This window comes from Agrobacterium sp. 16-2014-1-2a, from assembly GCF_053522705.1.
Genome location: NZ_JBNWBX010000003.1, coordinates 531228 through 554827 on the forward strand (window position 1 = coordinate 531228; position 23600 = coordinate 554827).

At 57.3% G+C, this 23600-nt stretch carries 20 protein-coding genes; 10 read left to right on the forward strand and 10 right to left on the reverse strand.

The window, feature by feature from the left end; all coding sequences use genetic code 11:
- Positions 1 to 10 precede the first annotated feature (10 nt).
- Positions 11 to 598 carry an ANTAR domain-containing response regulator gene (locus tag ACQZ45_RS14070; RefSeq protein WP_003511609.1) on the reverse strand — a complete coding sequence of 196 codons (588 nt, stop codon included), beginning with the start codon at positions 596 to 598 and terminating at the stop codon, positions 11 to 13.
- Positions 599 to 700: 102 nt separating this feature from the next.
- A complete protein-coding gene (locus ACQZ45_RS14075) occupies positions 701 to 1354 on the reverse strand; it encodes a GntR family transcriptional regulator (RefSeq protein ID WP_003511611.1) in 654 nt (217 codons plus the stop codon).
- 263 nt (positions 1355 to 1617) lie between these two features.
- Here ACQZ45_RS14075 and ACQZ45_RS14080 point away from each other — a divergent pair, with 263 nt between their 5' ends.
- The 6 genes from ACQZ45_RS14080 to amyA all read left to right on the forward strand — a co-directional run bounded on the left by ACQZ45_RS14080 (position 1618) and on the right by amyA (position 9539).
- Entirely contained in the window at positions 1618 to 2859 is a 1242-nt protein-coding gene (locus tag ACQZ45_RS14080) for an NRAMP family divalent metal transporter (RefSeq protein WP_003511614.1), read from the forward strand.
- A gap of 123 nt (positions 2860 to 2982) precedes the next feature.
- A complete protein-coding gene (locus ACQZ45_RS14085) occupies positions 2983 to 3750 on the forward strand; it encodes a LamB/YcsF family protein (protein ID WP_025595305.1) in 768 nt (255 codons plus the stop codon).
- A gap of 11 nt (positions 3751 to 3761) precedes the next feature.
- Positions 3762 to 4571, forward strand: coding sequence for a putative hydro-lyase (locus ACQZ45_RS14090; RefSeq protein WP_003511619.1), 810 nt, complete (start codon positions 3762 to 3764; stop codon positions 4569 to 4571).
- Between the two features lie 7 nt (positions 4572 to 4578).
- Positions 4579 to 6177 carry a 5-oxoprolinase subunit B/C family protein gene (locus tag ACQZ45_RS14095; protein ID WP_025595304.1) on the forward strand — a complete coding sequence of 533 codons (1599 nt, stop codon included), beginning with the start codon at positions 4579 to 4581 and terminating at the stop codon, positions 6175 to 6177.
- Positions 6178 to 6188: 11 nt separating this feature from the next.
- Entirely contained in the window at positions 6189 to 7919 is a 1731-nt protein-coding gene (locus ACQZ45_RS14100; protein WP_025595303.1) for an acetyl/propionyl/methylcrotonyl-CoA carboxylase subunit alpha, read from the forward strand.
- A gap of 132 nt (positions 7920 to 8051) precedes the next feature.
- The gene (gene amyA, locus ACQZ45_RS14105; protein WP_025595302.1) at positions 8052 to 9539 is read left to right on the forward strand and encodes an alpha-amylase; all 1488 of its coding nucleotides are present in this window, start codon (positions 8052 to 8054) and stop codon (positions 9537 to 9539) included.
- 38 nt (positions 9540 to 9577) lie between these two features.
- On the opposite strand, the gene soxR is transcribed toward amyA, so the two are convergent.
- Positions 9578 to 10033 (reverse strand): redox-sensitive transcriptional activator SoxR, encoded by a 456-nt coding sequence (soxR, locus tag ACQZ45_RS14110; protein WP_003511623.1) that lies wholly within the window; start codon positions 10031 to 10033, stop codon positions 9578 to 9580.
- A 154-nt stretch (positions 10034 to 10187) separates the two neighbouring features.
- A complete protein-coding gene (locus tag ACQZ45_RS14115; protein WP_025595301.1) occupies positions 10188 to 12293 on the reverse strand; it encodes a TonB-dependent receptor plug domain-containing protein in 2106 nt (701 codons plus the stop codon).
- 147 nt (positions 12294 to 12440) lie between these two features.
- Between ACQZ45_RS14115 and ACQZ45_RS14120 the strand changes: the two genes are divergently transcribed.
- Positions 12441 to 13910 carry a glycosyl transferase family protein gene (locus ACQZ45_RS14120; protein WP_060642495.1) on the forward strand — a complete coding sequence of 490 codons (1470 nt, stop codon included), beginning with the start codon at positions 12441 to 12443 and terminating at the stop codon, positions 13908 to 13910.
- Here ACQZ45_RS14120 and ACQZ45_RS14125 read toward each other — a convergent pair.
- The 6 genes from ACQZ45_RS14125 to repA form a co-directional block, all read right to left on the reverse strand.
- Positions 13907 to 15106: a low temperature requirement protein A gene (locus ACQZ45_RS14125; RefSeq protein ID WP_019565008.1), complete on the reverse strand. Its 1200-nt coding sequence runs from the start codon at positions 15104 to 15106 to the stop codon at positions 13907 to 13909. The genes ACQZ45_RS14120 and ACQZ45_RS14125 overlap by 4 nt on opposite strands.
- A 38-nt stretch (positions 15107 to 15144) precedes the next feature.
- Positions 15145 to 15417 carry a hypothetical protein gene (locus ACQZ45_RS14130; RefSeq protein WP_025595298.1) on the reverse strand — a complete coding sequence of 91 codons (273 nt, stop codon included), beginning with the start codon at positions 15415 to 15417 and terminating at the stop codon, positions 15145 to 15147.
- A 66-nt stretch (positions 15418 to 15483) separates the two neighbouring features.
- On the reverse strand, positions 15484 to 15696 hold the full coding sequence (locus ACQZ45_RS14135; RefSeq protein ID WP_019565010.1) for a hypothetical protein: 213 nt from the start codon (positions 15694 to 15696) through the stop codon (positions 15484 to 15486).
- 399 nt (positions 15697 to 16095) lie between these two features.
- Positions 16096 to 17373: a plasmid replication protein RepC gene (gene repC, locus ACQZ45_RS14140; protein ID WP_081307429.1), complete on the reverse strand. Its 1278-nt coding sequence runs from the start codon at positions 17371 to 17373 to the stop codon at positions 16096 to 16098.
- Positions 17374 to 17558: 185 nt separating this feature from the next.
- Positions 17559 to 18569, reverse strand: coding sequence for a plasmid partitioning protein RepB (gene repB, locus ACQZ45_RS14145; RefSeq protein ID WP_003511631.1), 1011 nt, complete (start codon positions 18567 to 18569; stop codon positions 17559 to 17561).
- Positions 18566 to 19780, reverse strand: a complete 1215-nt coding sequence (gene repA, locus ACQZ45_RS14150; RefSeq protein ID WP_029658853.1) for a plasmid partitioning protein RepA — start codon at positions 19778 to 19780, stop codon at positions 18566 to 18568. The genes repB and repA overlap by 4 nt, the downstream gene beginning before the upstream one ends.
- 440 nt (positions 19781 to 20220) lie before the next feature.
- Between repA and ACQZ45_RS14155 the strand changes: the two genes are divergently transcribed.
- The 3 genes from ACQZ45_RS14155 (at position 20221) to ACQZ45_RS14165 (ending at position 23539) form a co-directional block, all read left to right on the forward strand.
- Positions 20221 to 21606: an FAD/NAD(P)-binding protein gene (locus ACQZ45_RS14155; protein WP_025595295.1), complete on the forward strand. Its 1386-nt coding sequence runs from the start codon at positions 20221 to 20223 to the stop codon at positions 21604 to 21606.
- A 416-nt stretch (positions 21607 to 22022) separates the two neighbouring features.
- On the forward strand, positions 22023 to 22418 hold the full coding sequence (locus ACQZ45_RS14160; RefSeq protein ID WP_003511636.1) for a RidA family protein: 396 nt from the start codon (positions 22023 to 22025) through the stop codon (positions 22416 to 22418).
- Positions 22419 to 22450: 32 nt separating this feature from the next.
- Positions 22451 to 23539 (forward strand): D-TA family PLP-dependent enzyme, encoded by a 1089-nt coding sequence (locus ACQZ45_RS14165; RefSeq protein WP_003511637.1) that lies wholly within the window; start codon positions 22451 to 22453, stop codon positions 23537 to 23539.
- The last annotated feature ends 61 nt before the right edge of the window (positions 23540 to 23600 follow it).

Sequence of the window (23600 nt, forward strand, 5' to 3'; positions counted from 1 at the left end):
GGCGGGTTCGTTACATCAACAGACCGGCCGCGGTGACCACGCTTTGCGCGATCTCGGATATTTTCTTTTTCTCGTTCATCGCCGTTTGCCGCAGAAGCGCAAAAGCCTCCTCTTCGGACAGGCCACGCATTTTCATCAAAATGCCTTTGGCGCGCTCGATGACCTTGCGCTCCTCAAGCGCCGATTTTGCTTCGGCAAGTTCCTGTCGCAGACGGCTGAAAGCGTTGAAGCGGCTGACTGCCATATCGAGGATGGGTTTGACGCGTTCTTTCTTCAGCCCGTCAACGACATAGGCGGAAACACCGGCCTCAACGGCCGCCTCGATGGACGCGGTATCGGAGCGGTCGACAAACATGGCGATCGGCCGGCCGACCGTGCGTGTCAACTGAAACAGATGCTCCATCATGTCGCGATTGGGATTTTCAAGGTCGATGAAGATGACATCGGGCTGCAGCGTCTCGATGGTCCGCGCCACGCCGTGCACCTCATGGATGAGCGTCACGCGATTATACCCGGCCTCGCGCAGCCCCTCCTCGATGATCGAGGCGCGGATCGCGTTTTCGTCTATAACGAGAATGGTGAGGTCGCGAAGCGTCATGTCGGCATTGATGACGCACCGCAACAAACTTGGCAATCAGGCGCCTATATAAAAATGGAGCGGACGTGAAAGGGACGTTTTCATCCCGCTCCGCCTGATTTCTCAGGACGCCCGTTCGAGCGCCTTCAAAACCGTCCGCTCGGAAAGATTGAGATAGATTTCCATCTCGTCACCGGCCTCAGCCGCCTTGCCCTCTTCCATCAGTGACAGGATCTTGCTGTTCATGTCCACAAAGGGGGAATGGAGCTGTTCCGGGTCTTTCAGCAGGCCGAAACAAAGCCTGAGCTCAGCGGCGATTCGCTCGTAAAAATCGCTGAGACGAGCGCTGTCGAGAAGGTCGACCACGGCGGCGTGAAACTTCATGTTGGCGCTACCCACGCCTAACCAGTCTGCCTGGTCGCGCTTTATCCTGGCATCATCGACCGCCGTGCGCATTGTCCGGATGGCCGGGTGCTTGTGCCAGGCCTGACGCAGCGCCCCGCATTCCACCATGCGCCGCACCCTGTAAATATCAATCACTGAAGCCAGGGTGGGAACGGCGACAAAAACGCCGCGATTGGCCTCGTGACGCAGCAGACCATCCTTGGTCAGGAGACGAAAGGCTTCACGCAGCGAATTGCGGGAGACCTCGAAACGTTCGCTGAAGGCTGCTTCCGAAAGACGCTGGCCCGGCATCAGTTCACCGGAGATCAGCAGGGTGCGAATACCCTTTGCCAATCGATCCGCAAGCGGCAGACCCTCTATCGTTTCCGTCATGGCGCTTTCCTTAAGAGCAATGCAACGTTGGGAATTCCGTGACAGGCATGTTCGGACACGGCATGATTGCCCATAGCACAAAGCTTCAGCAAAGCGCCAAAAAAACGTGATGAATTCATACTCATAACGTCCAACAAATAGACAAAATAAAAGAACGATTATCATTTATTGTTGAACAATATTGACAATCTCACGGAACAAGACAAGATCGGTGGCATAAAGCATCCGCGAGGGGCGGATTGCGACAGGAGCGGAGAAAATCCATGGAGCAGAAAAAGCTCACCCCGACTGCCGATCTCAAAATGTCAAAACGTGCATCTCTTCTGGGAGCAATCTTCCTGATGGCAACATCTGCCATCGGTCCCGGCTTCATCACGCAGACGGCGACATTCACCATGCAGCTTGGTGCCGCATTCGCCTTCGGCATTCTTGCTTCCATCCTCATAGACTTCGTCGTTCAGCTCAACATCTGGCGCATCGTAACGCTGACGCGCATGCGTGCGTCCGACATCGCCAATGCTGCCATTCCGGGCTCCGGCTATCTTCTCGCCATTCTCGTCATCATCGGCGGCCTTTTCTTTAATATCGGCAATATTGGCGGCACCGGCCTCGGCCTGAACGCCATCTTCGGGCTCGATCCGAAAATCGGCGGCGCCATCAGCGCAATCTTTTCCATCGCCATTTTCGTTTCCAAACGGGCTGGCCTCGCCGTCGACCGGTTCATCATTTTCGCCGGTATCCTGATGATCGTGCTGACGCTCTACGTTGCATTCGTATCCGCGCCGCCGGTCGGTGATGCCTTCCGCCAGACATTCCTGCCGGACACAATCAATTTCGCGACCATCACCACCATCGTCGGCGGCACCGTTGGCGGCTACATCACCTATTCCGGCGCGCACCGTCTGCTGGACCGGGGAATGGTCGGCATTGAAAACCTGCCCGCGGTAAACCGCGCCGCTCTGACCGGCATCGCTGTCACCGGCATCATGCGTTACGTGCTGTTCCTCGCCATTCTCGGCGTTGTCGCCAGCGGCGTCGTCATCGATACATCGGGCCAGGCCGCCAATCCCGCCGCACAGGCTTTCCGGTCGGCCGCGGGCGATCTCGGCTTCCGCCTATTCGGCATCATCTTCTGGGCTGCGGCCATCACGAGCGTCATCGGCGCGGCGTATACCTCCGTCTCGTTCCTGCCCGTGTTCAAGCAGGACATGACGGAACGCGCCCGCAACATGGCGACGGTCATCTTCATCGCTGTCTCGCTCGTCTGCTACCTGCTCATCACGACGCCGCCCGCCGCCATGCTGGTCTTCGTCGGCGGCCTGAACGGTCTTATCCTGCCCATCGGCCTCAGCATCTTCCTGTTTGCCGCATGGAAGCGCGAAGACCTGATGGGCGGCCATCGCTACTCGCGCATTCTGCTCGGGCTTGGCGTTCTGACATGCGCATTGACGTGGTACATGGGCTACAAGTCCGCCGGCACCATTTTCGGCCTGCTCGGCCTCTAATAAACTAGAGCGTTTCCGCATTTCGGAGAAAAGCGGAAACGCTCTATATATTTGTTATTACGCATTTTCCCGAAGCAAAACCGCTACGCACTTTTGCTGGAAATGCTCTAAAGGGAGGCAAACATGGCCGCTATCGATCTCAACAGCGATCTTGGCGAAAGTTACGGCGCGTGGCGCATGGGAGACGACGAGGCGATGCTTGCCATCGTTTCCAGCGCCAATATCGCCTGCGGATTTCACGCAGGTGACCCGGCCGGGATTTACCGCACCGTCAAGGCCGCTGCCGAAAAAGGCGTGGTCGTCGGGGCCCATGTTTCCTACCCGGACCGCGTCGGCTTTGGCCGCCGCGATCTGGATGTGACCTCCGAAGAGCTGATCGCCGATGTCATCTACCAGATCGGTGCACTAAAGGGTGTCGCCGCCGCAGCCGGAACCACGGTGCGTTACGTGAAGCCACATGGCGCGCTTTACAACCGCATCGCCAATGACGCGAAACAGGGACAAGCGGTCATCGACGGTATAAAGGCCGTCGATGCCTCGCTGATGCTGATGGGCCTTGCCAATGCGCCCATCCTCGATCTCGCCCGCAAGGCAGGCCTTGCCGTCGTCGCGGAAGCCTTCGCTGACCGCGCCTATACGCCAGAAGGCCAACTCGTCTCGCGCCGCGAGGCGGGCGCCGTACTGCACGACGCTGCCAAAATCGCCGACCGGATGGTGCAGCTTGCCCGCGAAGGAACACTCGAAGCCATCGACGGCAGCAGCATCAAGATCGAAGCACAATCCATCTGCGTGCATGGCGACAGCCCCGGCGCGGTGGCGATCGCCCAGGAAATCCGCCGCCGTTTCGAAGCCGAGGGCATCGAAATCCGCTCTTTTGCATCCATTCTCTAAAAGGGCGACCAATGACGATACCCTTATCCTTTCTGAGCCACACCAATGCGGATGCCGCCCGGACGGCCCGCGCCGATTATCGTGGCGGCCTCGTTGCACCGACCTCCGGCATCGCTCCCGGTTTCACGCAGGCCAACATGATCGTGCTGCCGCGCGACTGGGCCTTCGATTTCCTGCTTTATGCGCAGCGTAATCCCAAGCCCTGCCCGGTGCTCGATGTTTCAGATCCCGGCTCACCAACCACGCTTCTTGCCCCCGGTGCCGATCTCAGGACCGACCTACCGCTTTACCGTATCTGGCGGGACGGCAAACTTGCCGAGGAAACGGCGGATGCGACCGCCGCATGGGCAGAGCGTGACGATCTCGTCGCTTTCCTGATCGGTTGCAGCTTTACCTTTGAAACGCCGATGGTCGAAGCGGGTATCGAAATCCGTCACATGACCGACAAAAGCAACGTTCCGATGTATCTGACCAACCGCCCCTGCCGGCCGGCCGGCCGATTTAAGGGCAACATGGTCGTTTCCATGCGACCGATCCCGGCTTCGCGCGTGGCCGATGCCGCGACAATTTCAGGACGTTTTCCGGCGGTTCACGGTGCGCCGGTGCATGTCGGCGCGCCGGAAGAAATCGGCATATCGGATCTCGCGAAGCCGGATTTCGGTGATGCGGTGCGGATCGAACCCGGCGAGGTTCCAGTTTTCTGGGCCTGCGGCGTGACGCCTCAGGCTGCAGTCATGGCGTCCGGCGTGCCGTTCGCGATTACCCATGCGCCCGGGCACATGTTCATCACCGACATTCCCGATTCTGCCTATCACGCGTGAGGATATGATGCGTTTTCTCCCCGTCAGCCTCACCACCATTCTCGTCGAACTTGCCGATCTCGATGAAACGCTGGCGCTGTTCGCCTCGCTTCAGAACGATCCGATTGAGGGCATCGACGAAACGGTTCCGGCTGCCCGCACCCTGATGATCCGTTTCCGCCCCGAAAAGATTGGCGCAGAGGCGCTGGTTGCACGGCTTTCCAGCCGCGATCTCTCCGCAAAAATCGCGCCCTCGGACAATCTGGTGGAAATCCCCGTCCATTATAACGGCGAAGATCTGGCCGACGTTGCCGAACTGACCGGCATGAGCGTCGACGAAGTCATCCGCCGCCATACCGAAAGCGAATTCACCGTGGCCTTCTGCGGTTTCGCGCCCGGCTTCGGTTATCTGGTTGGCGGCGATACGGCTCTTCACGTGCCGCGCCGGCAAAGCCCGCGTACCCGCATTCCGGCGGGTTCGGTGGCGCTGGCAGGCGCCTTCAGCGGCGTCTATCCGCAAAACAGCCCCGGCGGCTGGCAGATCATCGGCACCACACCGGTGAAGATGTGGGATATAGACCGTGATCCCGGCGCGCTTTTCCAGCCGGGTTATCGCGTGCGTTTCTTCGATATGGACAAGGCCGGAAGAACGGTTGATGTTCCCACCTCAGCGCCGCGCACCGCCCGCCCTGAGATGACAAGAGAAGGCCCGCATTTCGAGGTGCTCGCGGCCCCCATGCCCGCCATTTTTCAGGATCTCGGCCGCTTCGGCCAAACCGGACAGGGCGTCTCCGCCTCCGGCGCACTGGATCGTGGCGCGTTTAACGCCGCCAACCGTATCGTCGGCAATCCCGTTAACTCGCCGTGTCTCGAGCTGACGCTCGGCGGCTTTTCCTTCAAAAGCACGAGCCGCGCTGTCATCGGCATTGCGGGCGCGCCCTGCCCCATCACCGTCAAGACCGCAGATCGCAGTTTCACCGCACAAACCCATGTTCCCGTGTCTCTCGAACCCGGCGATATCGTAACCCTGGGTCAGCCGCCGAAGGGCATGCGCTGTTATCTTGCTGTGCGTGGCGGGTTCGATGTCGAGCCCGTGCTGGGCAGCTATGCGACGGATACGCTCGCCGTAGTCGGTCCAGAAAGCGTGACTGCGGGCACTACTCTGCCGCTGAAGGGCGAAAAGACAGGACTTTCCAGCGTGTCTGTCGACGAGGCTCCGGCCTTCGATCCGCCGGCAACCGGCGATATTGTGACGCTCGACGTGGTTCTCGGACCGCGTACCGACTGGTTCACGCAAAAGGGCCTCGATACGCTGACCGGCCAGCTCTGGCAGGTCACGCCGCAATCGAACCGCGTCGGCATCCGCCTTGCCGGCGAAGTGCCGATGGAGCGCAGGGACAGTGCCGAATTGCCGAGCGAAGGCACGGCCACCGGAGCAATCCAGATTCCCCATAGCGGCCAGCCCGTTCTCTTCCTTGCCGACCACCCGTTGACTGGCGGCTATCCCGTCATCGGCGCGGTCGCGGAATACCATCTCGATCTTGCGGGGCAAATCCCCGTCAATGCCAAAATCAAGTTCCGCCCGATCGGCCCTTTTGCCGAAATCGCGGCGGCTAAAAGTCTGTAGGGAGAATAGCGATGAAAAAAGTGCTGATTGCCAATCGCGGCGAGATCGCGGTGCGGATCATCCGCGCATGCCGTGATTACGGCCTGCAATCGGTTGCCGTTTATGCCGATCCCGATCAGGATGCGCTATTCGTTCGGTTGGCGGATGAGGCCTATGCGCTGGAAGGCGTCCGCCCCGCCGAAACCTATCTCGATATCGCCAAGCTGATCGCGATTGCCAAACGCGCCGGCGCGGATGCCGTGCATCCCGGTTACGGCTTTTTGTCCGAACGCGCCGAATTTGCGCAGGCGGTTATCGATGCCGGCCTTAGCTGGATCGGCCCCGACCCACATGTCATTGAAGCGCTGGGCGATAAAGTGGAAGCGCGGCGCATCGCCACCAGCGTCGGCGCGCCGCTGGTCGCCGGCAGTGACGGCCCCGTCTCTACCGCCGCCGAAGTCACCGCTTTTGCCGAAGAATACGGCCTGCCCGTCGCCATCAAGGCAGCGCATGGCGGTGGTGGGCGCGGCCTGAAGGTCGCATGGAAGATGGAAGAGATCGCCGATCTCTACGAATCCGCCGTTCGCGAAGCGACCGCCGCTTTCGGTCGCGGCGAGTGCTTTCTCGAACGCTTCCTCGACCGGCCCCGCCATATCGAGGCGCAGGTTTTGGCCGACAAGCACGGCAATGTGTTGGTGCTGGGCACCCGCGATTGCTCGCTGCAACGTCGAAACCAGAAGCTGATAGAGGAGGCTCCGGCCCCGTTCCTGTCTGCCGAACAGCGACAAAAAATCCACGACGCGGCAAAGGCGATCTGTGCCGCCGCGGGCTATTCCGGTGCCGGCACCGTCGAATTCCTGCTCGGCGTTGATGGCACGATTTCTTTCCTGGAGGTCAATACGCGCCTGCAGGTGGAACATCCCGTTACCGAGGAAACCACCGGTATCGATCTCGTCATCGAGCAGTTCCGCATTGCCGAGGGCCACACCCTGCGGGTGGTTGAAACGCCGGAACCGCGCGGCCACTCTATGGAATTCCGCATCAATGCCGAAGATCCCGGCCGAGGATTCCTGCCAACACCCGGCACGATCTCGATTTTCGATGCTCCTTCCGGCCCCGGCATCCGTATGGATAGCGGCGTCGTCAGCGGCTCCAGCGTGCCTGGCGTATTCGACTCGCTGATGGCGAAGCTCATCGTTACGGGTACCGACCGCGATCAGGTTCTGCGCCGCGCGCGCCGCGCGCTGAAAGAATTTCGTATCGAAGGCATTGCCACGGTTCTGCCGTTCCATCGCGCCGCAATCGAGACGGACGACTTCATCGGCACCGACGGTTTCAAGGTTCATACCCGCTGGATCGAGACCGATTTCGCCGCCATGCCTGACGCGATGGAACGTCCTGCACCAGCTGAAGACCCTTCCATCACGCGCACCTTTCTGGAAATCGACGGCAAGCGTGTTTCTGTCGGCCTGCCGAACCTGCTGCTCTCCGGCCTCGGCGCTGTCAGCGGCGGCAATGCCGTTGCCCCCGGCGCGTCGGTCAAGGAGAAGGAAGGTGAAATTATCGCTCCCGTTTCCGGCACCTTGCAATCGTTCAAGGTGACCGATGGCGAAACTGTTTCCAAAGGCGATCTTCTGGCCGTCATGGAAGCCATGAAAATGGAAACGCAAATCGTGGCGACGAAGGCCGGCAAGGTCCGCCTGATCGTCAAGGAAGGCGACTATCTTCAGGCGGGCGCGGCACTTCTCGAAATTGCGGAATAACGCATAGACCAGGCCACCGGACCCATCAGGGAAGGTGGTCCCCTCACAATCGAAGTTTGGTCAATACGGCGGCGGAACCCTTTCGCCGCCGGGCCGTTTATGGCGCGACCTGCTAACCATCATGAGGGAAATATGGCCGGACGCACCTTGCTTCAATTCTTCCATTGGTACTATCCGGACGGAGGGAAATTATGGAGCGAGGTGGCCGAAAAGGCGGAAAGCCTTGCCCGAATGGGTATTACCGACGTCTGGCTACCGCCGGCCTACAAGGGTTCTGCGGGCGGTTTTTCGGTAGGGTACGATACCTATGATCTCTTCGACCTTGGCGAATTCGACCAGAAGGGAACAGTCGCGACCAAATACGGTGATCGCGCTGCCCTCGAACAGGCCGGTCGGACGCTGAAGGAAAACGGCATCCGCGTCATTCACGACGTGGTTCTCAATCACAAGATGGGCGCGGATGAACGAGAGAAGGTGCGGGTTCGCCGCGTCAATCCCGATGACCGCACCGAGATAGAGGACGAGGATTTCGAGGCGCACGCCTATACGCGCTTCACCTTTCCCGGCCGAAACGGCACACATTCCAAATTCATCTGGGACCTGAAGTGCTTCAGCGGCGTCGACCACATCGAGGAGCCTGATGAGGACGGCATTTTCCGTCTCGTCAACGAATATGGCGACGGCGAATGGAATGAAGAGGTCGACGAGGAAAACGGCAACTTCGATTATCTCATGGGCGCGGATGTCGAATTCCGAAACAGGGCTGTCTACGAGGAACTGAAATATTGGGGCCGGTGGCTTGCCGAACAGGTGCAGGTGGATGGTTTCCGTCTGGATGCGGCCAAACATATTCCGGCATGGTTCTTCCGCGACTGGGTAGGCCATATGCGCGACACGATTAATCCCGACCTCTTCGTTGTGGCGGAATATTGGCACCCCGATATAGACGCGCTGAAAAGCTATCTCGATCTGGTCGACAAGCAGCTGATGCTTTTCGATGTCGCCCTTCACCACCGCTTCCATGACGCTTCCAAGCAGGGCGGCGATTTCGACATGCGCACTATCTTCGATGGTTCGCTGCTTTCCGCTGTTCCAGATCACGCCGTCACGCTTGTCGACAACCACGACACGCAGCCGCTGCAATCTCTGGAAGCGCCCGTAGAACCCTGGTTCAAGCCTCTGGCCTATGCGATCATTCTGCTGCGCGAAGAAGGTGTGCCTTGCGTCTTTTATCCCGATCTTTTCGGTACGACCTATACCGACACCGGCAATGACGGCAACGACCATGAGATCGTCATGCCGGCTATCGAATGCCTTCCGAAGCTCATCGAGGCACGCAGCCGCTTTTCCAACGGTGCCCAGACGGATATTTTCGACGATCCGAGCTGCGTTGCGTTTATTCGCCACGGTACCGCCGATGAGCCGGGCTGCGTTGTGGTGATGTCGAACGGCGAGGCGGCGGAAAAACAGATAGATCTCGGCCCTGAGCAGGCGGGAGCTGTATGGCGCGATTTCCTTGGTCACCGTCACGAACAGATCACCCTTGACGAGCATGGCAAGGGTCTGTTTTCCACCAATGGCGGCAACGTCAGTGTCTGGGTTCCGGCCGACGTCGAGTAGGAACAATTGCTTTTAAAGCGGCCAGCCGGAAACCTTGCTCATTTGACGGATACGAGACGGCGCGGGCCCGCGCCGGCATCGGCCAGAACATCGTTTGGATTGCGTAAGGGACAATCATCGAGTGAGAGGCAACCGCAACCGATACAGCCGGTAAGCTGGTCGCGCAGCATAATCAGGCTGTTGATACGAAGCTGTAGCATTTCCCGCCAGGACTGCGAGAACACGCGCCAGTCAGCCGTCGTCGCCACCCTGTCCTGCGGCAAATCCGCCAAGGCGTCCCTGATGATGCTGAGCTGGATACCTGCCCGCTGCGCAATGCGGATAATGGCAATACGCCGCAGGACGGCGCGATGATAACGACGCTGGTTCCCGCTGGTGCGCCAGCCTTCGATCAATCCCTTCGCCTCGTAAAAATGGATGGTGGAAACGGCGACGCCACTACGACGCGCAACCTCCCCAACCGTCAGGCTGTGTTTAAAGATGGTATTTTCCATGCCGGCTCCGTTTTCTGAACGGCCTCCGCTCTGAAAAACGCGGAAACACACTAGAGAGCAGCCGGTATAATTCCTCAACCATAGTTGAGGTCAATAGGATGGATGGCAAAAAGAGGCGCCAATCGGGCGCCTCTGAATTCTTAAATATCGCGGATCAGAATTTGGCGGTCATGCTGATCCAGAAGCGGCGGCCTTCCATGACCGTGTTGAAATCGTCAGCGCCGACTTCCTTGTCGAATACATTGTAAACCGCCGCGTTGAGATCGACATTTTCGGCCACCGCATATTTCGCCCCGATGTCGAGGGTGGTGTAAGCGTCATATTTACGCCCGGCCTTGCCGTTGATCGTAACCGGTTTGCCGTTCGTACCGATGCGCGGACCCGCATTGATTTCCGATCCGTGATAATTCACCGAGGCCCAGGCTTCCAGCCCGTCCACCGGGGTGACCCATTCGCCTCTCAGATTGGCCATGTGCTCCGGCGTCCGCGCCAGCGGAAAACCCTCGTAATCGCCCGTCTTCTGTTCGGAATGCGTATAGGTATAGTTGCCGCGCAATGTCAGTTCCGGCGTCGCATACCATGCTGCCGTCAGTTCTATGCCCTGAATGACCGCGTCGTCGATATTGTAATTGTACCAGAGGCGATAATTGCTATCTTCGCTCCAGCGGGCAGGCGTTCCATCCGGATTGAGCACCAGCGCGTTGGAAATCTTGTCCTTGAAATCTGTGTAGAAATAGGTGGCACCGAGGGCAACATCACCATTGTCCCAGAGTGCTGCCAATTCATAACTCGTGCTTTTTTCCGCCTCCAGACCCGGATCGCCGATGATCACGCCGCAGGTACCGTTCGAGGCATAGGTGCACCCACCGCCGCCAGTCGTATAGGCGTAACCCGGTGCGATCTGGCGGATTTCCGGTGCGCGGAAACCTGTTGAAATGCCGCCCTTGATCGTAAGATCGTCGGTTGCGCTCCAGACGCCGTAAAGGCGCGGGCTGAAATGATTGCCATATTTTTCATGGTTATCCAGACGAAGGCCGCCCGTCAGCGCAAAGCTATCGACGATGCGCCATTCATCCTCGACGAAGAGCGCCCATTGCGTCGCCGAGAAAGTTTCGTCGCGACCGGTACGGCGTCCCGGATTCTGGTCCTTCAGCTGTGCCTCGAAATATTGACCGCCGGTGACGAGCGTATGGTTGCCGAACAGTTCGAACGGCGTGGTGAACTTGCCGTCGAGAACGCTATTGCGAACCTCCGGCGAGCGCGGATTTTCAGTGACGCGTCCCGTGCGAAAGTTTCTGGTGAAGTTGGTGCGCTCGGCCCATTCCTGCTGGAAGGAGAATTCAGACGTGGTCGGTCCCCACCGGCCGGTATGCGACAATGACCAATGGTCGCGCGTATTGGTGTTGTAGGTGCCGTCTGCATTGGCTGCCAGCGTCTCGCCGGACTCGGCATCGCGGCGCAACCGTGCTTTGCCAGCCTCGAGATAGATGTCGTGATCCTCATTCGGCGTGAAGGTCAAACGTCCATTGAAATCATATTCCTTCGCGCCCGTCGTACCATTCAATATGCGGTCTTCGCCGCGCGTGAAGCCCCTGCCCCAGATCTGCAGCCCCAGCCGATCCTTCAGGATCGGCCCATTGGCATACCAGGACACCTGACCGCTATTACCGAATTTTGAATGTTGCTGAACCGTACCCTCGCTGGTGACGGAGCCAGACCAGACATCGCCAACCTTGCGGGTGATGATGTTGATGACGCCGCCCATGGCATCGGAACCGTAAAGAGAGGACATCGGGCCGCGCACGACCTCGATGCGTTCGATCGCCGAAACCGGCGGTACGAAACTCTGTTCGAAGCCGGAATTACCATTGGTACGGGCATCGCGCGTGCTCTGCCTCTTACCGTCAACCAGGATCAACGTGTAAGCGCCGGGCAATCCGCGAATGAAAATATCCTTCTCATTGGCAATGCCGGTGACAGACACGCCCTGAACTTCGCGCAAGGCGTCTGTCAAATCGCGATAAGACCCCTTTTCCAGATCTTCTCGCGTCACAACCGTGATGCTGGCCGGAGCATCCTTTACATTCTGCTCGAAGCCGGACGCGGTCACCACAATCTGCTGAAGAACGGTGGTTCCGTCGGTCGCCTGCTGCGCGACAGCAGGCAAGGCAACGCTGAGCGCCGTTCCCGCCATAGCGACGAAAATGCCAGCCTTTATTATCGTCGCGGCCATATCCTGCCCGCGGTACTTCAATTCCATGTTACGCCCCCGCATTTAACTTGAGAATTTACCCCCACTTATTTAGGAGGGAGGTCTGGCGCAACGCGTTTGTTTTCGAACAGTTCTAAATTCCAGAAATTGCAAAAAGGCCCCCTCTAATCGGGGGCGGGGTAAAAAAACAGCAAGATGACAACCGGCAAGAGAAAAGAAGAACCAGCTTCCCCGACAAAGCCCGACAGGCTTGGTCAGCTGAAACTACTTGTCGCGTTCGATGCGTTGTTGCGGGAAGGAAGCGTCAGCCGCGCAGCGGCAGGCATGGGACTGCCGACATCATCGATGAGTCGGATATTACAGCAGCTGCGCGAGAAATACGGCGACCAGCTGTTCTTACGCACCGGCCAGGGTTTGCGACCCACCCCCTTTGCCGAGACCATGCGGCTGCGCATTCGTTCGCTGGCGGCGGAGGCGGAAAACCTGATCGATTATTCACAGGAAAAAGCGGCAGCTCCCGCAGCCGCCAATGTTAGCGGCTGGGAACGGCCGGTGCTGATGAAGGCGCCGCCTCTTTCGCTGCGCCCCAGCATTCTTCTGGAAGGTCAGCCGACACCGGAAAATATAGCGGACCGCCTTGCCCGCATCGGCCACAATGCCGATCCGCAGCACAGGCTCGCCAAATATATAGCGACCTCGGCGATGGGCATCGGCAACAGCCGCCCGCTCAGCCAGCAAGAGGCGATGGACGCGCTTTCGATCATTCTCGAAGGCAATGCAGATCCCATACAGATAGGAGCGCTGCTTGCGACCATGCAATATCGCGGTGTGACCGCGGCAGAGCTTGCCGGTTTTATCGAAGCCATGTGGGGCCATATAAAAAGAGACCAGCAAGCGCCCGCATCGGTCGATCTCGACTGGCCGGCCTATATGTCGCCCAAACATCGCGATGCACCCTGGTTCCTGCATTCCGCGCGTCTCGTTTCCATGGCGGGATATAGCGTCTTGTTACACGGCCATGTGGGCCAGGGAGAAAATGGCGGTAAGCTCGAACTCGCCGCTGAAGCCTGCGGCATACCGCTCTGCCATTCACTTTCGCAGGCGGCCAAGGCCACTGCCTCGCAAGGGATCGCCTATCTGCCGATCGGTGGACTATCGTTACAGTTTCAGAGCCTGCTTGGCCTGCACGGCATTCTGGAAATGCGCCTGCCGCTCAATACGGTCGTGCATCTTCTCAATCCGCTTCGCGCCAGAAGCACCATTATCGGCGTCGCCCGGCCCTCCTATCAGGAGCTTCATCGCGATACGGCGCGGCTGCTTTCCGTCGAGAGCCTTGCCATTCTCGGCAATACGCGGGATTTCGCGCAATTTACTCCATTCCGCAGCACCCGGATCTTCGGTCTTTCCAAGGGCGAAGATGTCGAGTTCGTCATTCCCGCCCGCGAAACGCCACCGGCCGAAATGCCGACCATGTTCACCACCTTCGAATATTGGCGCGCCGTCTGGACGGGGGCGGCCAGAGACGAGAGAGCGGAAACCATCATCGTCTCCACCGCTGCCATTGCCCTGATGCTGGTCAATGATATGGTTCTGCCTTTCGAAGAGGCCTATGCCCGCAGCCTGCGGCTGTGGAACGACAGGGCACGCGATTTCGCCACTGCTTAGGCGTTGGCGACTGATTTTTTCAGCGCCAGATATTCCCACAGCGCCACCAGCAGCAAAATCCCCGTGCTTGCCAGTTGCAGCGCAAAAAGCGGCACGCCCGGCACCGGCAGAAGCAGGCAGAGCGCCGCTACTCCGGCAAAATGCGAGATCGGCCGCTGATAGGTGGCAGCAATCTTGACGCCGATATTACCGGCTAGAAACAGGATCGGGCCGCCAAGAATGGCGAGTGACTCCCTCATCGTCGTCCCTTCATGGGCATGGGACAGGCTGAAATCCTCTCCAACTGCCGTAAGGATGATGCCGGCCACGATAGGCAAATGTCCGTAGTTGAAAAGATTCTGGGCAATCTTCGCTTTCTCGTCGGCATGTTCGGCCTTTCTGGAGGCCTCTTCCTGCCCGTGATGGAAATAGATCCACCACATTGTGACGGTGCTGACGAAGGCCGAACAAAAGACGATGAATGTGAGGCCAGAATTCATATATTCCGTGGCCGTGCGGCCGGTGGTTAGGATCGTTTCCCCGAGACAGATGATGACGAAAAGCGCACAGCGCTCCGCAAGATGCTCGCCGGAGAGATGCAGCTTGTCCGCATCGCTTGCTTTCAATCCCGGGACGACATAACGACAAGCGGGTCCGGCATATTCTATCGCGAGCGCTATACCCCACAGGAGGATTCGATCCGTCAGATCGACAAGCCCACCAGCCATCCAGAACAGGCTCGATACGACTAGCCAGATCGTCACGCGCACAAAAACCAGAAAAGACTGCCTGTCCTCTCCCTTAAAGGCATAAAGTGCAAACAGGCTCCGTCCCACCTGCATGGCACTGTAGATAAGGGCAAACACGAAACCCTGTTCCGCAAAAGCCTCCGGCAGCGCGATGGCCAAAAGAACCCCGCCGAACATCAGGACGAAAAGCAGAATCCGGACAGGCTCCTTTTCGGTATTCAGCAGGTTGGTGATCCAGGTGGTGTGTATCCACAACCACCAAAGTGACAATATCAGTATGCCCGCCTCAAGCGCCGCTGTCGGTCCGAAGTCCTTTGCTAGCGCATGGGAAAGCTGAATGAGCGCGAAAACGAAAACCAGATCGAAGAACAGTTCAGGAAAGGTCGCCTTTTCTGCTTCGTGCCCGTCCTGTTTGATCCAGGTTTGCGCATCCGGTTTCTGCCCGGACGTTTCGCTTTCGGTTCCCATTCTGCCCCTGTTCGTCAATATGAATTATTGCGATCGCGTTAGCGTTGCGCTTCATCCGAAGAATTAACATTCGAGTCCCGGCCGGGAAACTGCAGCGCCCGCGCATTGTCGGGGTAAAAACGCGGTCCTACCAGACGCACTGTCTTGCCGGAGACATCGGTAATATAATTCGATGCGGTCGCCCCAGGCGAGAATTCGGCGCTACGGGTCTTGGTCGGTTCCAATATGCTGACCTCTAATGGTTGAGCAAATATCGGGTGGCTCGTCGCGGAGATGACAATTGTCGCGATAAAGAGGGACTTGGAGAACATCGGCACATCCTGTCACAATTGACTGCGCCATAAACAGCCTTCGCCCGGTTTGGTTCCAGCCGTCTTTCAGCTGTCCTCGTCCAGATATGTGCGATATTGCACATAGTCCGAACTTGGTTGCCCGTCGATAATTTCCGGCGGCCGCCCCTCACCTCCGGTCAAATAACCGGCTTCTTCAAGTCCCGCCTTCAAGAGCTTTTCGATGGCGGTATCTCGAGGCAATGCAATGTCCGCCATGTAAACAGCGACAGCCAGCTCCATATCGTCTGGAAAAACCATAGGCTCAAGGCCCCCTTCCAACATCGACACGGAAACGCACAATCTTAGGGAAGGTTCAGTTCCAACATCGTGCCATATCGAGATATCTGCATTACCCCAGTCTAGTCAGGCAAGAAACGCGTAAAAATCGCGCTTTTCCTGCCCGTATCATCGCACTACCGCTAAAAGATACCCGGACTCAAGCGATTGAAACCAATCATGGAATAACTCAAACGAAAGTCAATCAAGGCTTAACTTTCATTACTTTGCATTAACCATAGGAACCCCTGCCAGCACAGTCTGTTCGTAAACACTGGCAGCCTCACAGCGAATCTTCGGAGTCTTGCAGAAACAGCGTCAATGTAGCTGCAGACTGGGAATTCGGCAAGCCGGCGCCATTTTCTGTCCGTCCTCAAGAACTCATACAGCCATGCTTCTCTCTATCCCGTCAGTTCGACCCCGCAGTTGCGCCAGAAGCATGGCCTGAAGATCAAACCCGCCCTCGTGGGCCTTACGGGTGAGATTGCGCAGATATCCGCCCAGCGAGCTGATCTGGTCCGCCTTTTGCAGCAGGCAGGCAAGAATCGCCGCTGTTCCCTGTCGACCGAAAGTGGTGAGGGCGTCCTGGTAGGCCGACTGGCTAACGTTGAACATGGTTTTGATGACTGATGTCGCCACTTCCAGATCACGCCATCCAGTCACTGCTCCTCCGGGTGCATAGAGGGAAATGTCCGGGCAAGCCTTCACAACCAAAACAATATCAGGAACAAAAAATTGCTTATGAAGAACAGGCTTTGGCTGTTGCGATGACGGCTTTGCACTGACGGGTACGGCGTATTCTGGCTGTACGACTGTCGTGTCGGCAGGTGCGACGATTACCGGTTCACGCAAATTTTGCGGTTTAGATATAGATTCGGATTCTGAATTCTTTATGAGGCGCTCATTTTGGCAGTCATTGCCGCCCGATTTCTCCGAATTTTCAATATTTTCCAGATAGTTGGTCACTTCTGCACGCAGGGAGACCAAAAATCCGGCGATTTCCTTGAGTTCGACAGGCTTTGAATTACGGCCGAGAGACCGGGCAATGGTATTGTAGCGCGCCTGGAATCCATCTGACGTTACGACTTCACCGCTGGCGGCTATCATTTCGCAAAGCTTCTGGATATCGCGGCGGCACAGGCTGATGTTTTCACGAAGCCGCTGAAGGTCGAGCCGCTCGCGAACGATGCGTTCGGCAAGTTCCTCGATTTCCGATTTGCGGGCGAGAAGCGGTGCCAGCGAAAAACCATAGGCTTCGCTGATTTCCCCGCCCCTGTGCTTACGGGCGTAACGTTTTCCGTTAGGACTATCCTTGCGGATGATGAGACCGGCCTCGACGAGAGCCGAGAGATGTCGGCGCAATGTCTGTTCTGCCATTCCATGTGCTCGCAATGACAATTGCGTATTCGACGGAAAGACGACCAATCCGGCTTCGCTGGAGAGTTCATTTTTCGGATAAAAACTCAGAAGGGCGTTCAAGACCGCGAGAGAACGATCGGTCACGCCGAGCAATGGTCTGGCTTCACAGACCGAACGGTAGAGTTTCCATTTATCGACCGCCTCGGTCTTTTTGTTTTTCTGCGCGGCAAACTGAGTTGCGAGGACGCCAAACGACATCGCTCGCCGCCCAAAGGGCGTCGTTACACATGTGCTGTCCATGTCTTTCACCTTTCACAAGGCAAAAGAAAATCGCTCACCGAAAAATTCGATGCCAAGACTCTTGACTATGATTCGCGGAAATGAGATTCTTTGGTTGCTTAGATCAAAGAAAGGCTTCCGTGCGGCAACGTTCGGGGGCTTTTTTCTTTTGTAATGCGTCTCCTGTTAGTCGTTGGTATTAACAATCACTGCTTGGACCGGTATTCGGCAAACAGCGCCTGAAGATGTTCCAGAACGAAATCGGCAAATTCCGGCGCCTCGTTCTTGTCGATGGATATATCCAGCTTGCGGTCGCTTTCGACCACCTTTGCCAGTCTGCTGCCAGTTTCCGAAGACCAGACACCGGCTTTCTTTGCCTGTGCCTTGGGTTTCAGAAAATCCAGAAGCGACTTGAAGCGTTCTTCGGACGGAAGAGCGGCAACGGATGGCTCCCTTACATAAGCGCGCGCAGCTTCCTTGACCTGTGACGAGGAGAGCTGATCTGCGAGATCCATCCAGTTACGGCGACCGACGGTGGGTGCCGGACCAATAAGATCGACCAGATCCTCGGGAATGCGACCGACAACCGATAGCATGTTGGAAAGATCGCCCTTGTGCAGGGACATCGCCGCCATGATCGTATCACGCGGAAACCGCATCTGCAGTTTCTGGGCGAAGCGCGCCTTTTCGATATAGGTTAGGTCACGGCGCTCGTTGTTTTCCTGTCCCTGGGCGACAACCAGCTGTTCGTCGCTGAGATCGCGAACCACGGCCTTGACCGGAATACCCAGGTTGGAAACGGCGCGCAGACGGCGATGGCCAAATGCGACCTGATAACGTCCCGGAAATTCGGGATGAGGGCGCACCAGAATGGGAACCTGCTGGCCCTGCTCGCGAATAGCCTCCACCAGGCCTGCATCCGCCTCTTCTGAGGCTGGCATGCGGTCGGGTATGAAGGACGGATCGATATCAGCAGGATTGAGCGAAACGATCGTAAGGCCCTCTGCGAGCCGTTTTTCGATCTCTTCAGCACGCTTGGAGCGTTCCGACACTTCGTTCAGAGACTGGCCGATCATGCCGACTGGCGAGTTCAACACATCCGTCACCAGTTCGGGAGAACCGAGGATGGGTCTGACACGCGGACGGGACCGCTCGGGAGTGGTATCGTTGTCTGTGCCTGGCGTGCCAAGATTGGCGAAAATCTGTTTTCTGCTCATGCTGCCCTACCCCACGCTTTTTTAATCAATCCCTCGATTTCAGCGTTCACGTTGTTCATGGCTTCCAGCGCGCGGTCATAGGTGGAGCGCGTGAACTGGGTTCTTTCCACCTCGAAAAGCGTCTGGTTGGTCAATCCGGCATCCGAAACGGCCGTGCTCTTCAGCATCGGGTGAATGAGGACGTTTTCACCGAAGATCGAGCGCAGGAAAGCCACCATCTGGTTCTGCGGCCCATCGCTCGGTTCGAAACGTGTGATGAGGTAACGCATCCAGTTATAATCGGAGCGTGCGCCGGCCCTGCCGATTTCAGCGAGAAGATCGCCAGTCATGGCAAGGAACTGGTTCATGGACATGACATCAAGCATTTGCGGATGAACGGTCACGAGAACCGATGTTGCTGCCGTCAGCGCCGAAAGCGTCAGGTAACCGAGTTGCGGTGGGCAATCGATGACCACGACGTCGTAGAAATTCTGGGCCTGGGCGATTGCCTGGCCGATGCGGGCGAAAAACAGCGTGTCGCCTGGTGCGCGACGCATCAGTGCGCGCGGGGTATCATGTTCGAACTCCATAAGCTCCAGATTGCCCGGAACGATATGAAGGTTGGGAATATAGGTGCCGCGAACGATCTCGGCGATCGGCCGGCGTTCGTCGTCGTAGCGGATCGCGCCGTAGAGCGTTTCATTCGGGCCGACATCCATTTCGGGCTGGTGACCGAAGAGAGCGGAGAGACTGGCCTGCGGATCGAGATCGATAGCCAGAACCCGGTAACCGCGCAGCGCCAGATATTGCGCCAGATGCGCGGATGTCGTGGTCTTACCCGAACCGCCTTTGAAATTCATCACGGCGATGACCTGCAATTCCTCGCCGTCGCGACGGTGGGGCAGATAGCGACGCGTGCCGCGCGCGCCCTGATCGAGAAACTTTCTGATCTCATCCATATCCTCTACCGAATAGGAACGACGACCGGATGCCTGCGCTGCATCGAGCTCCGGACGCTCAGCGGCGATCTGACGAAGATAGGCTTCACCGATGCCAATCAGCCGGGCGGTTTCCGCCGGCGAAAAATGGCGCATACTCTTTTCGGTATGCGGCGAAAACGTATTCGCATTATGCGCCTGCAATTGGGCTGACAATGCAGCCGAATGCTGTTGTATAAGGCTCGTGAGGTCGGGTGCCCCTGCAGCAAATCTTGAGTCGGCACTCTGTGTCATGGATCTACTTTCGCTCGATATTGCAGTTGCGGTTTTTTTCGAAAAAGACGGTTTTTTCCGCAACTGAGATATAAGCGCCGATTCTCTTTTTGGCGCAATAGGCTTTTTTCCCGGATGCAGAAGTACCGCTAAGGCATTGTGGAAGAATCAGTTTTGCTTTTTGTGAGAGTTTTTCGGTTAGCCGCGGCTAACTTCATCTTCGTTCTGGCTGAGACGCGTTTTTTTGACTTCCTTTAAAACTGACAAGGAGTGACCAAAGCGAATGTTTGCCGCGGCTAACTTTGGGAATTCCTCACACCAGATGTGCAAGGCGCGATCCCGCCGGCGGAAAGTGAAGGGTAGACATTGGCAGGTGTTTAATCTCTACTCATCGACTAGAGTATCAACGGGTCCGGCGCCCACCGCCTTACCTTTCGTGCTGTCGCAGGTTGGAGGAATGAATGTCCTATGATGTCGCTATCGTCGGTTCGGGTTTCTCGGCTATCTGTACCGCCGCTCATCTCTTATCATCCCTGCCTGGGGACGCATTGATCGCCATTGTCGGCGACGAGTCGGATTTCGGGCGCGGCACGGCCTATCGTACCGAGTTGCCCTATCACCGGCTCAATGTGCCGGCAGGGCGGATGAGCGTATTCCCCGACAGGCCGGATGACTTTCTCGATTGGCTGACGGAGAATGGGCTCGGCAATGATCCATTGGCTTTTGCCTCACGTGGCGATTACGGCCTCTATCTCAGGGACAGGCTCGCCAGTCTGCTGAGAAGCCGGGATCAGCGGGCGAGGGTGGACTTCATCCGTGCCAAGGCTTCAGCCTGTCGCCCGGATGGCAACGGCGGTTTCTCTTTTGCACTGGAGAATGGTGAGAAGCTACGGGCGAAAAATGTTGTCTTATGTCTTGGTGTCGGCGCGGCAAGTTTGCCGGTGCAAACTCTGACGAAAGATGACGACGCGCCGCATCGCATCATCGGGCATTGCTGGCAGTCCGGATGGCTTTCGAGAGTAAAGGCGGGGGACCGCATCTGTATTCTGGGTTCTGGCCTGACGATGATAGATCAGGTCCTGACGCTTCGAGGAAAGGGACATCGTGGCCCAATCCACGTATTGTCCCGCCGCGGACTTGTGCCGCATCCACATATCAGCCCGCCACTGTCGCCAGCTGATCCGCGCTTACCAGAAGGTTCGACCGAGATCAGCCGGTTAGTGCAGGCTCTGCGTAAGCAGGTGAAAGATGGTGCGCCGTGGCGTACTGTCATGGATGGTCTAAGGCCGAAGACCCAGCTGCTTTGGCAGAGGCTGACATCTGAGCAGCGAAGCCGGTTTCTTCGCCATGCTCTGCCTTGGTGGAACATTCACCGGCACCGAATCGCGCCCGAAGTGCATAAGGCTTTTGAAAAGCTATTATCTGACGGCGTACTAGAGATCCATGCTGGTTATCTTCGCTCTCTCGACGAGCAGGACGAGGGGATCGCCGTACTCTATCGCCGTCGGCATACGGAGACGCTTGGAGAGTTTCAGGTCGATTGGGTCGTTAATTGTACGGGAATGGAGAGGGCGGGGATCGGTCATTCACGGCTTTTGGAAACCATGCGGGACGATGGCGTGCTTTTGCTCGACGCCTTTGGTCTTGGGGTCGAGGTCGATGGCCAGTCGCGCTTGTCAAGCGCGGACGGGCAGGTCTGGCCTGGCCTGTTTGCCGCCGGGGCGCTGACGGCAGGCCGCTTTTGGGAGATAACCGCCGTGCCGGATATCCGCGTGCAGGCGCGAAAGATCGCGCAAGCTGTCACGGACAGAGTGGTATCGGACCGGCGGGTTTCGGCACACGGTTGATGTGAAGGAAAGAGCACTCGCGCAGTGCCAGGTCTTAAAGAGTTTGCGCTTGAGACTGTTCCTCTAACTTTTCAGATACTGAGGTTTGCCGCGGCTAACCTCTCTATTTCTCTCATCAGGCAACCATCCGAATGTACCGGGCTTCCTCATTACGCGATAGAGCTAAGGGTTAGTAAGAGCCTTGGCTCAGCCAATAACCGCTTCCATAGATCGCGACAGACAATAGGTTTTGAGTCTCATCATTCGGTTCGACAACGTGCGGCGATACGAATATCTCAACGTGACGTCCATCCGTCCGCGAGTTGATGATTTACATAATTGCTAAATTATTTACATCACTTGTGGAATATTGATGCAAAAAGAGCTATTAAACCCTTAAAAATACGATTTCCATGAAAATTATTTGCGAGGCATCTATGGAAAAGCAGAAACTGGTACGATTCGAGACGGCTGACGCTCAGGCTGGCGGACAGCGCAGGCCTTTTGCCAAGGCCGTGCGGGCCGGTGATTTCGTCTATGTGTCTGGACAGGTGCCAACCGTCGATGGTGAAGTAGTAACTGGCGGCATTGTGGCTCAGACCGAGCAGGTTGTGGCCAATATCATGGATGTTCTGGCGCTTGCGGATTGTACACTTGCCGATGTCGTCAAGGTCAATGTCTGGCTGGATGATGCTCGGGATTTTTCGAGCTTCAACGCGGTCTTCCAGAAATATTTCATCGATCATCCACCGGCACGTTCAACCGTGCAGTCGCCCCTGATGGTCGATGCGAAGGTTGAAATGGATGTTATCGCCTATAAGCCACTGGTTTGATTGCCAATTTCCGATTCTGAGAGCGTTTGACAATGACCTACCCCTGGCCTGACGAAGGCACCCCACTCGATGCGATCTCGACGCCGATGCCCGTGATCGACGAGGACCGACTTGCCGCCAATATTGCGCGGGCGCAGTCCTATCTTGATGGACATGGCATGGCTTTTCGCCCCCATATCAAGACACATAAGATACCAGCCATTGCGAAGCAGCAGCTTCAGGCGGGCGCCATCGGCATCAATTGCCAGAAGGTCAGCGAGGCGGAAGTTTTCGCGGATGCCGGTTTCGACGACATCCTCATTACCTACAATATCCTCGGCGTGGCGAAACTCTCGCGGCTGAGGGCATTGAATGCGCGTTTAGGGCAGCTGAGCGTCGTTGCCGACAGTGCCGTGACGATTGCCGGCCTTGCCGGCACATTCGATGCGGAAAGACCGCTTTCCGTTCTTGTCGAATGCGATACCGGCGGAAAACGCTGCGGTGTGCAGACCCCGGAAGCCGTGTTGCAGCTTGCAGAAAAGATCGTCGCGGCACCGGGCCTCAATTTCAAGGGCATTTTGACCTATCCGGCACCCGGTGGCGCTGAAAAGGTGGAGAACTTCATTCGGAAAACCATGGCGTTGCTTGCGGAAAAAGGCATTGACTGCCCGGTTCGCTCCAGTGGCGGCTCACCGGATTTTTTCTCTGCTCACCTCGTTCCCTCCGCAACCGAATATCGGGCGGGCACCTATGTATATAATGATCGTTCGATGCTGCGCGCCGGACATTGCACCGCTGGCGACCTGGCAATGCATGTTCTTGCCACCGTGGTGTCGCGACCGACACCTGATCGCGCTGTGCTCGATTGTGGCTCCAAGGCTTTGACCTCCGATCTCCTTGGGTTCAGCGATTACGGGCTGATTGAAGGGTATGAAGGCGCGAAAATCATGTCGCTTTCGGAAGAACATGCGGTGGTCGATTTGTCGGGCTGCACATCGGGGCGGCCGGAAATCGGTGAGCTGGTCAAGGTTGTGCCGAACCACACCTGCGTCATTACTAATCTTTTCGACAGGATGGTTTTCCATCGAAACGGTATCGTGACGCGGGTGGAAGACGTCACAGCACGCGGCACCGTCTGGTAACATTACCCGGCTAATTAAATTGCAAAAAAATGCTGCTGAAAAGCGGGCATCGGCAACGAGA